General features: G+C 34.1%; 12 protein-coding genes and 2 pseudogenes. 10 read left to right on the top strand and 4 right to left on the bottom strand.

Going from position 1 to position 14,378, the window contains the following annotated elements; all coding sequences use genetic code 11:
* The first annotated feature begins 26 nt into the window (after window positions 1–26).
* Complete coding sequence (locus AC0J6S_RS12040) at window positions 27–923, top strand: Brp/Blh family beta-carotene 15,15'-dioxygenase (RefSeq protein WP_474954032.1); 897 nt, start codon at window positions 27–29, stop codon at window positions 921–923.
* Between the two features lie 88 nt (window positions 924–1,011).
* Here the strand turns inward: AC0J6S_RS12040 and AC0J6S_RS12035 are convergent.
* The 3 genes and pseudogenes from AC0J6S_RS12035 to dnaK all read right to left on the bottom strand — a co-directional run.
* Window positions 1,012–1,419 (bottom strand): annotated as a pseudogene (locus AC0J6S_RS12035) (Hsp70 family protein); the annotation flags it as partial.
* Window positions 1,420–1,447: 28 nt separating this feature from the next.
* Window positions 1,448–2,047, bottom strand: a complete 600-nt coding sequence (locus AC0J6S_RS12030) for a hypothetical protein (RefSeq protein WP_474954031.1) — start codon at window positions 2,045–2,047, stop codon at window positions 1,448–1,450.
* Between the two features lie 166 nt (window positions 2,048–2,213).
* Window positions 2,214–4,099: pseudogene (gene dnaK / locus AC0J6S_RS12025) on the bottom strand (molecular chaperone DnaK).
* Window positions 4,100–4,554: 455 nt separating this feature from the next.
* Between dnaK and AC0J6S_RS12020 the strand changes: the two are divergent.
* Window positions 4,555–6,237 carry a helicase associated domain-containing protein gene (locus AC0J6S_RS12020; protein ID WP_474954030.1) on the top strand — a complete coding sequence of 561 codons (1,683 nt, stop codon included), beginning with the start codon at window positions 4,555–4,557 and terminating at the stop codon, window positions 6,235–6,237.
* 98 nt (window positions 6,238–6,335) lie between these two features.
* Window positions 6,336–7,808: a serine hydrolase gene (locus AC0J6S_RS12015; protein WP_474954029.1), complete on the top strand. Its 1,473-nt coding sequence runs from the start codon at window positions 6,336–6,338 to the stop codon at window positions 7,806–7,808.
* A gap of 78 nt (window positions 7,809–7,886) precedes the next feature.
* Here AC0J6S_RS12015 and AC0J6S_RS12010 read toward each other — a convergent pair whose 3' ends face one another.
* The gene (locus tag AC0J6S_RS12010; RefSeq protein ID WP_474954028.1) at window positions 7,887–8,276 is read right to left on the bottom strand and encodes a hypothetical protein; all 390 of its coding nucleotides are present in this window, start codon (window positions 8,274–8,276) and stop codon (window positions 7,887–7,889) included.
* A 257-nt stretch (window positions 8,277–8,533) separates the two neighbouring features.
* Between AC0J6S_RS12010 and AC0J6S_RS12005 the strand changes: the two genes are divergently transcribed.
* The 7 genes from AC0J6S_RS12005 (at window position 8,534) to AC0J6S_RS11975 (ending at window position 14,276) form a co-directional block, all read left to right on the top strand.
* Window positions 8,534–8,971, top strand: a complete 438-nt coding sequence (locus AC0J6S_RS12005; protein WP_474954027.1) for an acyl-CoA thioesterase — start codon at window positions 8,534–8,536, stop codon at window positions 8,969–8,971.
* A gap of 79 nt (window positions 8,972–9,050) precedes the next feature.
* Window positions 9,051–9,638 (top strand): cytochrome b/b6 domain-containing protein, encoded by a 588-nt coding sequence (locus AC0J6S_RS12000; protein ID WP_474954026.1) that lies wholly within the window; start codon window positions 9,051–9,053, stop codon window positions 9,636–9,638.
* Between the two features lie 104 nt (window positions 9,639–9,742).
* Window positions 9,743–10,303 (top strand): helix-turn-helix domain-containing protein, encoded by a 561-nt coding sequence (locus AC0J6S_RS11995; RefSeq protein WP_474954025.1) that lies wholly within the window; start codon window positions 9,743–9,745, stop codon window positions 10,301–10,303.
* Window positions 10,304–10,378: 75 nt separating this feature from the next.
* Window positions 10,379–11,509 carry a chromate efflux transporter gene (chrA, locus tag AC0J6S_RS11990; protein WP_474954024.1) on the top strand — a complete coding sequence of 377 codons (1,131 nt, stop codon included), beginning with the start codon at window positions 10,379–10,381 and terminating at the stop codon, window positions 11,507–11,509.
* A gap of 105 nt (window positions 11,510–11,614) precedes the next feature.
* On the top strand, window positions 11,615–12,424 hold the full coding sequence (locus AC0J6S_RS11985) for an NIPSNAP family protein (RefSeq protein WP_474954023.1): 810 nt from the start codon (window positions 11,615–11,617) through the stop codon (window positions 12,422–12,424).
* Between the two features lie 168 nt (window positions 12,425–12,592).
* Window positions 12,593–12,919 carry a Na/Pi symporter gene (locus AC0J6S_RS11980; RefSeq protein WP_474954022.1) on the top strand — a complete coding sequence of 109 codons (327 nt, stop codon included), beginning with the start codon at window positions 12,593–12,595 and terminating at the stop codon, window positions 12,917–12,919.
* On the top strand, window positions 12,885–14,276 hold the full coding sequence (locus AC0J6S_RS11975; protein ID WP_474954021.1) for a Na/Pi symporter: 1,392 nt from the start codon (window positions 12,885–12,887) through the stop codon (window positions 14,274–14,276). The genes AC0J6S_RS11980 and AC0J6S_RS11975 overlap by 35 nt, the downstream gene beginning before the upstream one ends.
* The last annotated feature ends 102 nt before the right edge of the window (window positions 14,277–14,378 follow it).

The following is a 14,378-nucleotide window of genomic DNA, read 5'->3' as shown; positions in this document are numbered from 1 at the left end:
CTAATTTTAAACATTAATTAAATTTCATGAAAAATTATTCAAATATTGCAATTGTAGCAAGCTTTTTCGGGTTATGGATGGATTCTTTTCTTTCGACTGAACTTCAGATAGTATCAGGTTTCTTCTTGATTTTTACTTTTGGGATTTTGCATGGCGCAAATGATCTACTTTTAATAAAAAATATAAATTCTGTAAAACAGTCCAATTCAGGACTCAAAATACTAGGGTATTATGTAGTGGTGGTTCTAACAGGCATACTATTGTTTTATACAATTCCGCAAATTGCATTGTTACTGTTCATTATTGTAAGTGCCTATCATTTTGGAGAACAACAATGGCAAAATCTACAACGTAACTTTCCCAAATGGCTGGTAATAATATTCCAATTTATATATGGATTAGTTATTCTTCTTTTACTGTTTAATTTTCACTTGATTGAAGTGCAAAATATCATTTTAAACATTGCAAATATCAGCATTTCTGACAGTTACTTTACCACTATACTGCAGGTTTCAGGAATTATTTTTATTAGCTTAAGCGCATATTTGTATTGGAAATCAGAAAATATCAGAAAAAAACTAATTTTAGAATTCTTTTATTTGGTTCTATTTGCAATCCTATTTAAGTCTTCCAGTCTGATTTGGGGATTTGCCATTTATTTTGTTTTATGGCACAGCATTCCTTCAATAATTGACCAAATTAAATTTTTGAATGGTTCCTTTTCAATAAAATATTTTTTTGCTTATTGTAAAGCGGCAGGGATTTATTGGTTACTATCTATAGTAGGAATTACACTGATCTATTATATATGTAAAGAGGAACAATTGTTTAATGCTTTGTTTTTCTCCTTTTTGGCCGCCATAACCTTTCCACATGCGGTAGTGATTACAAACATGTTTGGCACAAAACAGACTAAAAAATAGAAACGCATAAAAAAACCGTTTACCAACGGTGAACGGTTTTCTAAATCAACAGTAAAGACGCACCGCAGTGCGTCTATACAGGGAATTATTATTTTACTTCTTCGAATTCAACGTCTTCAACATTGTCACCTTGAGTAGCTTCTCCTTGTGGTTGAGCATCTCCTTGACCTTGTTCACCTTGAGCATACATCGCTTCAGTTATTTTTTTCCAAGCAGCGTTGATTTTATCAAGAGCCATTTGAATTGCAGGAATGTCTAGAGATTGAGCCATTCTCAATTCAGTTAATGCATATTCTACAGCAACTTTGTTTTCATCAGATAATTTAGAACCTAATTCTTTCAATTGAGTTTCAGTTTGGAAGATCATTCCGTCTGCTTCGTTAAATTTTTCTGTTCTTTCTCTTAAAAGTTTATTAGAATGAGCATTAGCTTCTGCCTCTTTTTTCATTCTTACGATTTCTTCAGCTGCTAAACTCGACTCATTGCTGAAACGAATCAGGTTAAATTTTAAAAAACTAAACTTATTATTTTTTCTTAGCTGGTCCAGCAGAAGCAAATACAAACTTCTTATCCACAGGAACGTAAATCATTTTATTTTCCTTTCCTTTATTTTTCAATACCACATCTCCTGCTTTATTTACAATACATTCAAAACCTTCATTTCGAATTCGGTCTATTGTTTCAGAAACCGTTTGCTTATCATCCAAAAAATGTATTTCAGTTATTTTTGTAGTTATTTGTTCATTTGTCAGCACTTTTGTTTTAGAAGCTATGTCACAAATTACAGAAACGGTAGTCACTGCAGCCTCTGTTTTTAATTTGCTTTGCGCCGTCTTTTTTTCCTGCCAAGTTATTTTATGCAAAGTAGTTCCTTTGGTCGTAAAGGGTTCAATTTTACATTCTAATGGCAACTTATCTACCTCAAAACTTTTCAATAAAATCGTGTCTTTTTTGGCTCCTTTATTCGTGATAAACAAATAAAATTTATTCTTAATCATTTCCGCAGAAACATTGTCTGATTTTGCAAAAATGGATGAAACTGTTGATTTTTTGGCTTTATTGGTCTGACTGAAAAGAGCCGTGCAAAAAAATGCCATAACAAGAAGTAAAATTGTTTTTTTCATAATTGATTTGGATTTCAAAGAGATTGAAAAGTACAATAATATTTGATACAAAATAGGCGCATCCCTATTTAAACAAAAATAAATTCCACAAAAAAACCGTTCACCAATGGCGAACGGTTTTCTAAATCAATCGTAAAAATGCACCGCAGTGCATCTCTACGGATAATTATTTTACTTCTTCGAATTCAACGTCTTCAACATTGTCTCCTTGAGCAGCATCCCCTTGTGGTTGAGCATCTCCTTGACCTTGTTCACCTTGAGCATACATCGCTTCAGTAGCAGTTTTCCAAGCAGCGTTGATGTTGTCAAGAGCCGTTTGAATTGCAGGAATGTCTTGAGATTGGTGTGCCATTCTCAATTCAGTTAATGCATATTCTACAGCAACTTTGTTTTCATCAGATAATTTAGAACCTAATTCTTTCAATTGAGTTTCAGTTTGGAAAATCATTGAGTCAGCCTCATTAATTTTTCAGCTTTAGCTCTTAATACTTTATCAGACTCAGCGTTAGCTTCAGCATCTTGTTTCATTCTTTCGATTTCTTCAGAAGTTAACCCAGAAGAAGCTTCGATACGAATATCGTGAGATTTTCCAGTTCCTTTATCAGTTGCAGAAACTTTGATGATACCATTAGCATCAATATCAAAAGTAACTTCAATTTGTGGAACACCTCTTGGTGCTGGTGGAATACCGTCTAAGTTGAAACGACCAATAGTTTTGTTATCAGCAGCCATGGCTCTAGCTCCTTGAAGAACGTGTAGTTCAACAGTTGGTTGAGAATCAGCAGCAGTTGAGAAAACTTGAGATTTTTTAGTTGGAATAGTTGTGTTAGACTCAATTAATGTAGTCATTACTCCACCCATAGTTTCGATCCCTAAAGATAAAGGCGTAACGTCAAGTAACAATACATCTTTTACATCTCCAGAAAGAACTCCACCTTGAATAGCTGCTCCAATTGCAACAACCTCATCAGGGTTAACTCCTTTAGACGCTTTTTTACCAAAGAATTTTTCAACCTCTTCAGCAATTCTTGGCATACGAGTTGAACCACCTACCAAGATAACTTCGTCAATATCAGAAACAGTTAAACCTGCATCTTTCAAGGCTCTAGCAACTGGTGCCATAGAACGTTTAACTAATGAATCAGTTAATTTTTCAAATTGAGCTCTAGATAATTTTTTTACTAAGTGTTTTGGTCCTGAAGCAGTAGCCGTAACGTATGGCAAGTTGATTTCAGTTTCAGCAGAAGAAGACAATTCAATTTTTGCTTTCTCAGCAGCTTCTTTCAAACGTTGCAATGACATTGGATCAAGACGTAAGTCAATACCTTCTTCAGCTTTAAATTCGTCAGCTAACCAGTCAATAATTTCGTGGTCAAAATCATCTCCACCCAAGTGAGTATCCCCGTTTGTAGACAATACTTCAAAAACTCCATCTCCTAATTCAAGAACAGAAATATCAAATGTACCTCCACCTAAATCGTAAACAGCAATTTTTTGATCTTTACCTTTTTTATCTAAACCGTAAGCAAGTGCAGCTGCAGTTGGTTCGTTGATGATACGCATTACTTTAAGACCTGCAATTTCACCCGCTTCTTTCGTAGCTTGACGTTGTGCATCATTAAAGTAAGCTGGAACAGTAATAACTGCCTCAGTAACAGTTTGACCTAAATAGTCTTCAGCTGTTTTTTTCATTTTTTGAAGTGTCATAGCTGACAATTCCTGAGCAGTGTATAAACGACCATCAATATCCACACGTGGAGTATTGTTGTCCCCTTTTACTACTGTATAAGAAACTCTTTTTGCTTCAGCCGAAACTTCACCAAAACCTTGTCCCATAAAACGTTTGATAGAAGCAATAGTCTTAGTTGGATTAGTTACCGCTTGTCTTTTAGCAGGATCTCCTACTTTAATTTCTCCACCTTCAACAAAAGCGATGATAGATGGTGTTGTTCTTTTTCCTTCTGCATTAGGAATAACAACTGCTTCATTACCTTCCATTACAGAAACACAAGAGTTGGTCGTACCTAAATCAATTCCGATTATTTTACCCATTTTTAATATATTTAATTTTATTGTATACTTATTTTAATGACTCGAAGTGCATAAGTCAATCTTTGTGCCAATACAAAATGGCCTATTACATTGTCAGTTTATGTTAAAATTGGCGGAAAAAAATCTGACAAGATGACATTTCAGAGAGTTTGTCATTCTGGCGGAAGTCGGAATCTGGAGCTACTTCCCGCTCTCCGCTGTATCTTTATGTTCTTAAAGAAAGAACATAAAGGATGCCGCTGCGATCCGGGCTAGGAAATCTAATTCCTAACTTCATTTATTTCTATTCGATTACTTTACCAATTTCAATACCAATAATTCGTAATAAATGAACTACATTAGCGAAACGGTAAAATGCTATTTGTAGCGCAAAGCAACCTGATTTTGGGTTTGTATTCACTATTTTTAACACTCAAATACAAATTGAGGGCAAGTACAATTAACAACTCGACTAAATGAAAGCAACATTTTTAGGACACGGACTTGATTCAGAAAACAAATTCAATGTTGGAAAACAAATTGTAGTTTCATTGGCTGACAATAAATATAATTGTTTTAATGGTTTTGTTGCTTTTGCTGCTATATCAGGAGTACTAACAATTTTAAAAAATTTGAAATTAGCCTCAAAAAATTATTCTCAATTACGATTTTTTATAGATGTTGATAATATGGGAACTTCTAAGGAGGCACTTGAACTTTTATTAAAAGAGAATGTAGAAACCTATATCTTTCACGACAAAAGAGATTATATTACTTATCATCCTAAAATATATCTATTTGAAGGACCTATTTTCACAAGGGTTATTATTGGCTCTTCAAATCTTACAAATTCAGGAATTAAAACTAATATAGAAGCATCTGTCCAAATTGATTTTAGAACCAAAACTGATAAACAGGGCGAAAAACTACTTACTGAAATAAAAACTAATTTCTCTGAATTACTAAACTTAAAATCAAACCGACTTTCAAGACTAACACCTGAGTTAATCAAAAAACTTGTTTTAGATAATTTAATATACTCTCAAAAAGAGCTAGGAAATTCAATAAAAGAAAACAATAATAACGATGGTGAAAATCCTGATGAAAATGGAGCATTAACTGTCCATGAATTTGATATTAACTCAGGTTTTGAGCAAGATGTAACAGAATCTAAACTAAGAAATATTAATTTTACTGAACGTGAATACGAAATTTTTGATGAATTTATTGAGAGATATATTGCTCACATTAAAACTATAAATCCAAGTGGTGTTGTAAGTAATCAGACTGATGACAGAGAACTTTACAATTGGTATCGTAGAATGACTGATTATTTCAGAAATGACGAGCTACCAGAAGAAATATTTGAGCGGCTATTAGATGTTGATTTTCCATTTGGAGAAGGTAAAGAACGAAAAAGGTTAATGAATTGGAATAATAGATTTGAACAACTCAAAATTTTTAAGAAAACAGTCGACCCAACTGGTAAGTTCACCCACGTACCACAATTTAAAGACAGCAATAACAAGTATTATCAATTAGGGACTTGGTGTGCAACTCAGAAACAAAGAAGAAAAGGTAATTACCCTCCTGAATGGACAGATTATGAAGAAGAAAAAATGAATTCTATAAATTTTTTATGGGAGGCATCTAATATGGGAAGTAGACCAAAAGATGATGAAAGGATAGATAATTTAGCCAGTTTAGAAAATTATTATAGCGTATATGTAAACTATAAAACGGTACCACCCCAAACAACAAAAGTAGGTAAATGGCTTAATGATCAGATGACTTTAAAACTGAAAGGTAGCAGAGGTAAAGTTAAAAGGTTTCTATCTCCAATAAGAGAAGAAATGCTTGGAGACTTACTTTTAAGAAATGGAGTTGAATGGGAATGGGAAAAACAAAAACATAGAGAAAGCGTTGAAGAAACCATAAAAAATTGGAATGAGTTACAATTTATCGACTCTCAACCACCTAAAAAGGATATTATTGAAACAGAAAAGGAGTTGATAACATCTTATAGAGATAAAGTTTCTTCGCTTAGACACAGAAGTAAAAAATGGCACAATGAGAAGAACAAATGGAAACTTGAAATTTTAGAAAATGCAGGTTTTCCATATCCAAAATCAAATGAAACTGATAAACTGCCAGACTGAACTACGCCCAATAGCGCAGATTTGCATTCCGTGCCACAACAGTAAGACGAGAAAAAAAGCTATTAATTAATCATCAATCACTTAAACCAACAATCATCATGAAACAACGTTCCAAGCATTTTGCAATAAAAACAATCCTAATTGGTCTATTCATCCAGCTATTTACAATAACGGTTTCCTTTGGACAAACCAAAACAGAGCAAATTGATAAATTGATGAATCTATATTCAGAATACGGGCAATTTAACGGCTCCATTCTTGTCGCTGACGCAGATAAGGTAATTTATAAAAAGGGATTTGGAATGGCAAACATGGAATGGAATATTCCGAACCAGCCAGATACCAAACACCGTTTGGGTTCTGTTACCAAACAATTTACCACCATGCTAATACTTCAATTAGTTGAGCAGGGAAAATTAAAGTTGGATGTTCCTATTACAACCTATCTTCCTGATTATCCTAAAGCATTGGGCGATAAAATCACTATTCATCATTTACTGACCCACACCGCTGGAATTCCTAATTATACTTCGTTTCCTAATTTCGTGAAAGATTTAAGTATCAATCCGTACAGCCCAGAAACTTTTGTGAAAAAATTCGCTGACCTACCGCTGGAGTTTACGCCGGGTGAAAAATTTGCGTACAGCAATTCCGGTTATTTTTTATTGGGTTACATAATAGAGAAAGTTTCCGGTAAAACCTATGAGCAGTTTTTGCGAGACAATATTCTTACACCACTCAAAATGAATAATACAGGATTCGATCATCATGAAACAATTCTGAAAAACAGAGCTTCCGGTTATGAGAAAAACGGTAAAAACTACAGCAATGCCAGTTATCTTGATTTGTCTATCCCCTACGCTGCCGGTTCTTTGTATTCCACTGTAGATGATTTGTATTTATGGGATCAAGTACTTTACACCGAACAGTTACTTTCGACAAAAAATAAAGAGCTGTTATTTAATTCCTATATTCCTGCAGGACCGGGACAATATGGTTATGGATGGTTTATCAATAAGGCTTTCAATGGAGAAAAAAATGAGAGTATCATAGTTACTGAGCATGGCGGTGGAATAAATGGATTCAACACCTTGCTTTCCCGTATTCCGTCTGACAAAAATCTGGTGGTTTTGTTAAATAATACAGGCGGTACAAACTTAAACGAGATGAGTAAAGCAATTCGAAACATCTTATACAATAAACCATACAGTTTGCCTAAAAAATCATTGGCTGTTGCTTTCGTAGACGTTATTCTGGAAAAAGGAATTGCTTCCGGATTAACTTATTTTAATGAAAATAAAAATTCAAATACCTATGCTATCAACGAAAATGAAATGAATACCGCAGGATATCAATTGTTACAAACCGGAAAAGTAAAAGAAGCAATAGAAGTTTTTAAACTAAATGTAGAAGCGTTTCCAAAATCAGGAAATGCCTACGATAGTTTGGGAGAAGCCTATTTGAAAAACGGAGATAAAAAGCTTGCTATTCTAAATTATAAAAAATCAGTGGAACTGGATCCAAATAATGAAAATGGGAAAAAAGTATTGGAAGAAATTTCAAAGTCCTAAATTAGTAGACCTGTTTAAAAAAAACCGCATGGATCATGTTTGATTTCAAAAACATGACCGTGCGGATAATAATAAAAATCACGCTCTTAAATTCACCGCCTTAGTAGATTTTCCTACCGTCAAATAAACATGCGTGTTGGGATACAGGAATTCAATTTTAGTATTTTGCTTGTTTATCCGCATTTCTACCTGACCTTTCTCATTTTCTAAAGTGTAAAACGCATAATTTCTATCGGGAGCAAAAATACCGGAGTCTACAATTTTATATTTCATTTTTGTAGCCGTGAGAAAGAAAACCACAGTACGCTTTTGAGTGTCAAGGAACACAAATGAGTATTCATTTCCTGTAATATTACATTCGCCTTGTTTAAAAGGCTCTTCATCTATGCAATAACGTTGCACATTAAACACTTGTTCCTGAGCATAAATACCACCCGATAGCAATAACAGTACAATCATTTTTTTCATACATGGTTATTTTATATTATCCGGAATTGGACAATTCTTTTCTTATACAAAAGACAGGCCACATTTTTTTTTGAAGAAAAAGAAACCTCAAAATCCCCGGATACTTTTGATAGCGTATCCTTAAAAAAGGATTAAAAAGGTTTGTGAGTTCCTTTTGATTCCACATATTATTCGTAGTTTTGACCGTAACAATGCGTACTAAATTTCTGGTAAAGCAATCCAAAAGAATAGCGCAAACAATTTTAAAAACAATTACAATGACTTCATTCAGCAAAGAACTATCCTTTCGTTGGTCTGATCTTGACCCTAATTTTCATGTTCGACACAGTGCTTATTATGATTTTGGCGCACAACATCGTATCGAAATTCTGGAAAATCTTGGTTTAACCATGAAGGTGATGCAAGCGCAAGGCTTTGGTCCTATTCTATTTAGGGAAGAATGTGTGTTTAGAAAGGAAATAAAACTTTCGGATAAAATTTCCATGTACACCAAAACTTCAAAAGTAAATGCGGATGCTTCCCGCTGGTCCATTGTACATGAATTCATGAATGAAGACAATAAACTATGCGCAACCATAACAGTGGATGGCGCATGGATGGATCTTAAACTTCGAAAACTAGCATCTCCTACTCCCGCAATTGCTATGGAAGCATTAAGTATTTTTCCTAAAAGCGAGAGCTTCGTGACTACATAAAAAAAATCGGGATATTAGAATCAATTTAGCATTTTAAATCAAACGAGAATCAAAAGCGTAACGTTACTAGCATTCAAAAATGATGAAAAACAGAGAATACTCCGCCATTTATAGAGTAATACATTGGTCAATAGCCATTTGTATGACGTTATTGCTTGTCACGATTTTTCTACGTTTGACGTGGATGAATAAAAATAATGTTGCGCTAATAATTCAAGACTATTTAGCGACTACAGACCAAAAGTTGACGCAAGACCAACTCATTACACTTGCCAAAAAAATAAGAAAACCCATGTGGGACTGGCATATTTATATTGGTTATACTTTGGTAGGTTTGTATAGTATTCGGATTGCGCTTCCATTTTTTGGACAAATGAAATTCTCTAATCCGTTAAACAAAGATTTGGGTATTAAAGAAAAATTTCAATATTGGACGTATTTAATTTTTTATGTTTGCGTCGCTATTTCGTTAATCACCGGTTTAATTATTGTTTTAGGTCCAAAAAATTTAAAAGAATCCATGGAAGAAATACACGTACTTTCTATTTACTATCTATTGGCGTTTATTGTGATTCACTTATCTCGTGTTTTCTTCTCTGAATTAACAACGCAGCAAGGATTAATTTCGAGAATCGTAAGCGGACCAACAAAGACCAAAGAAAATTAGAAATAAAAAGCACTCATTTTTTTGCAAATTATCCGGTTTTCAAGAAACAAAAACAATATTTTGGATAAACTTTGGAATCCAAAAATTTAATGCAATATCCATCTATGAAAATATATGTCAAAAACATGGCTTGCGAAAGTTGTAAAATCTTTGTAAAAGAGGCTTTAGAAGAACTCGACATCGCTGCAATAAAAATAGATTTGGGCGAAATTGAAGTCAAAGAAGAACTCACTGCCGCCGAAAAAAAGAAATTAAACAGTAAAATTAAAAAAGCAGGATTAGAATTATTAGAAAAAAAACAAGGCATTCTGATTGAAAAAATCAGAAGTGTGATAATCGATTACGTATATAATTCTGATGAAAAACCAGTTACCAAGTTCTCTGTTTTACTCAGCGAAAAATTGAATCACAGTTACACCTACTTAGCCAATTTTTTCTCCGAAATAGAAGCCAGTACAATTGAACAATATGTGATTTCACTAAAAGTAGAACGTATAAAAGAACTTATCATTTTAGAGGAACACACGCTTTCAGCTATAGCTTTCAAATTGCATTACAGCAGTGTTTCTCATTTATCGAATCAGTTTAAAAAAGCAACCGGATTAACACCTTCCCATTTTAAAGCATTAAAAGAAAAAAGAAGAATAACCATTCAAAATATCTAATAAAAGAACTTCCTTTTTATAAAACCAGATGCTTTTCGTTAGTTGTATTTCCCTTAACAAAAAAGATTCAGAAAGATGAATCCAAATTCCGAAATAAAAGAGGTTGCCAAACTATTTCTTACGTTAGGACTAACTGCTTTTGGTGGTCCGGCGGCTCACATTGCGATGATGCAGGAAGAAGTCGTCCAGAAGCGAAAATGGCTTTCAGAACAGCATTTTTTAGATCTCATAGGTGCAACTAATTTAATTCCGGGACCCAACAGCACCGAAATGGCGATCCATATTGGCAATGAACGAGCTGGCTGGAAAGGTCTGATTGTTGCCAGACTCTGTTTTATTCTGCCAGCAGTTTTGATCACCGGTTTTTTTGCTTGGGGCTATAGACAATATGGACAGTTACCGGAAATTCAACCCTTTATTTATGGTATAAAACCCGCAATTATTGCCGTCATTTTGGCTGCTGTTTATCCATTGGCTAAGAAATCCCTAAAATCAATAACATTAGCCGGAATCGGAATTGCCGTCTTAATCCTCTCCTTACTCGATTTTAATGAAATCTATTTGATGTTTGGAGCTGGATTATTTGCCTTGTTCTGGTATTTCATCCGAAACCATAGAGTGAAAAATACCACTGTTTTTTTACCTTTAACGCTGATGCAGGTTTCCACCACAACCGTTTTGACAGCAACCAACATGAATTTGTTTTGGATCTTCTTGAAAATTGGCGCAATTCTCTATGGCAGCGGTTACGTACTTTTTGCTTTTCTTGATGCTGAGTTGGTAGCAACGGGACTGCTGACCCGTCAACAATTAATTGATGCAATTGCTGTGGGACAATTTACACCCGGTCCCGTTTTTTCATCGGTGACTTTTATTGGATATCAAATCAAAGGTTTTTCCGGCGCACTATTTTCTACAATTGCTATTTTTCTGCCTTCCTTTATTTTTGTTGCGCTTCTCAATCCATTGGTAAAAAAAATGAGAAACTCAAAACCCTTTTCAACATTTCTCGATGCGGTAAATATTGCTTCTGTAGCCATTATAATTTCGGTTTGTTACGCCATGGGAAAAGATACCGTTACGGATTGGCGTACGATTCTAATCGCTATAATAAGCCTTATTACTACTTTTGGTTTCAAAAAAATAAACAGCGCATTTATAGTTTTGGGCAGTTCCATTTTGGGTTACATATTGACCCTTCTTTAAACAATAAAAAGTAATTCGCTTCCCAAGTAATTACCCCATAAAGTTGTCTTTTTTTTTATACTTTTATAGATGAATAAATAAAACTACCAAACCAAAAAATCAAGAATGAAATTAACCAAATTATTTTTTGCACTGTTGATCATTTTTAGCATAACCAGTTTTAAATGGGCTCCAAAAGATTCAATTGCTGCATCTCTTACTATAAAATCAAGAGAATTTTACCAAATTAAGACCTATATTTTTAAAAACGAACAGCAAGAACAAATTACTGATGCATATCTAAAAGAAGCATATTTACCTGGATTGAAAAAACTGGGAATCGAAAATATTGGTGTTTTCAAGCCAATACCAAATGCTACGGACACCTTAAAAAAAGTTATTGTAGTAATTCCGTTTTCATCCATGAAGCAATTTATGCGATTAGAAGATAAACTGGCGAAAGACAAAACCTATTTAATTGCCAGCACCGATTATTTGAATGCTAGCTACAAACAACCGCCTTATTTGCGTATCGAATCTATTTTATTAAAAGCTTTTTCAGATCATCCTTTCTTGACGAAACCAGCACTGAACAGCGCTAGATCCAGTCGTGTTTATGAATTGAGAAGCTACGAATCAGCTACCGAAGCGATATACAAAAACAAAGTCGATATGTTTAATGCCGGTGGAGAAATAAAACTTTTTGACCGTCTTGCGTTTAATGCTGTTTTTTACGGCGAAGTTATTTCAGGAGCCAAAATGCCAAACTTAATGTACATGACCACTTTTGCAGATCAACAAAGTAGGGATGCGCACTGGAAATCCTTTGTAGATTCACCGGAATGGAAAAGATTAATAGTTATGGAAAAATACAAAAACAATATTTCGCACATAGACATTACTTTTTTATACCCAACAGATTACTCTGATTATTAGGTTTACAACAACTGATTTCGATTGTAAGCTACTAAAACTATAACCCTAAAAGTTGTAGTTTTTTTTGTTTAAAGCAATACCCCAAATGCTAATTTGCAAAGAATAGAAGTCAAAACTTCACAAAGGTAGTATTGATAAATTTAAGTATCTTTAATACCAATTTAAGCTATGGAAACACTCAATACGATACTAAAACTTGCGGCAGGTGTGGGATTATTTCTTTTCGCCATGTATTTGGTAGAAGAATCGTTGAAAAATCTCTCCGGCCGAAGTTTCAAACTATTTCTGCAACGCATTACTAAAAACAATATTGGCGCCGTTGCCGGCGGAACTATAATTACGGGCATACTTCAAAGCAGTTCGATGGTTTCGTTAATGGTTTTGGCGTTTGTAGGTGCAGGTGTTTTTACGATGAAAAATGCAATGGCCATTATACTTGGTGCTAATTTAGGAACAACAATTGCCAGCTGGCTGGTGGCCAGCTTTAGGTTTTAAAACTGATATTGAAGTGATTGCTTATCCAGCCGTTTGTTTGGGTGGTTTTTTACTTATTTTGCTTGGTAGCCGGAAAAAATTCAAATACATTTCTTATTTTCTTTTGGGATTTGGCTTAATGTTCATCGGACTTTCCTTTATGAAAACCGCCATGGAGACTCAGGTACAACACTTTGATTTCTCGCAATATGCTTCGATGCCGCTAATCGTTTTTCTTATTATTGGTTTTTTGATTACGCTGATTGTTCAATCAAGTTCCGTAACCATGGCGCTAACTTTAAGCGCATTAAATGCGGGAGCAATTGGATTTCCTATGGCAGCCGCAATCGTATTGGGCGGAGAAACTGGAACCATCATCAAAATTTTTGTAAGTGCAATTGGAGGCAACGCATCAAAAAAACGCGTCGCTTTAGGCAATTTATTGTTCAATATTTTCATCACCGCCATTGCATTTATATTGCTAAAACCTATTCTGCTGTTGATTACTGACGTTATAAAAATCAAAGATCCGCTAATAGGCTTGGTTACATTTTCAAGTCTGATTAACTTACTTGCTATTGTACTTTTTCTGCCTATTCTTGATATATTTACTCAATTTCTGGAACGTTTTTTCAAAAATACCGATGGTAATTCTGCAGCTTTTATTGGTCACGCCTCTATTGAAGAACCCGTAACGGCGCTTGATTTATTCCGAAGAGAAACAAACTATTTCATTCACAACTCGATGCTTTTCAACCTAGAATTATTCAAAATTGATAAGATTGCTCTAAAACGACAAAGCGAATACGTTGAAATCAATGAAAAAAATAATTATGAAACGAAATCCATCGAAGAAAAATATGAATTCCTGAAACAGTTACAAGGTGAAATGCAGGCTTTCTATTTGAAATTAAGGACCAAATTAAACAGTGAACAAAATTCAGAGCTTAGCCAATTAATTTCTGCTGCCCGAAGTTCCATGCATGCAGTAAAAAGCGTGAAAGATATTGGTGCAAACATTACCAATCTGAGTCGCTCTTCTAAAGATATTAAATACCAATTTTTCCTGCATCATAAAAACGAGACACAACAATTATATGTCAAATTAAATGCGTTTCTGACTAAAAAAGAACCCACAAATTTTGAAGATTTAGAAGTACTTTTTGACACTATTCAAAAAAATTACACGACAGCACTGAACACATTCTATACAGAAGTACAACTGACAACTATCGAAAGTATTGACATTACAACCGTTATTAATTTCAACAGGGAACTTTTTACTTCAAATAAAGCGATGCTAATGGCCGTTAAAGATGTTTTGTTAGACGAAAAAAATGCTCAGAATTTTAATGAAATCCCCATCTACAAAACCTAAACTTTATAAAAAAATAAAAAAATTCCGAAAAATTTTACAACTTTATTTTTATATTATATAATGTATTTTACTTTCAATTTTCGACCTTTGCAGGTAATTCCT

It is taken from the genome of Flavobacterium sp. TS_SC_5, from assembly GCF_056156265.1.
Note: the sequence above shows the minus strand (reverse complement) of the source record. Positions and strands in the feature narration are given on the sequence as shown.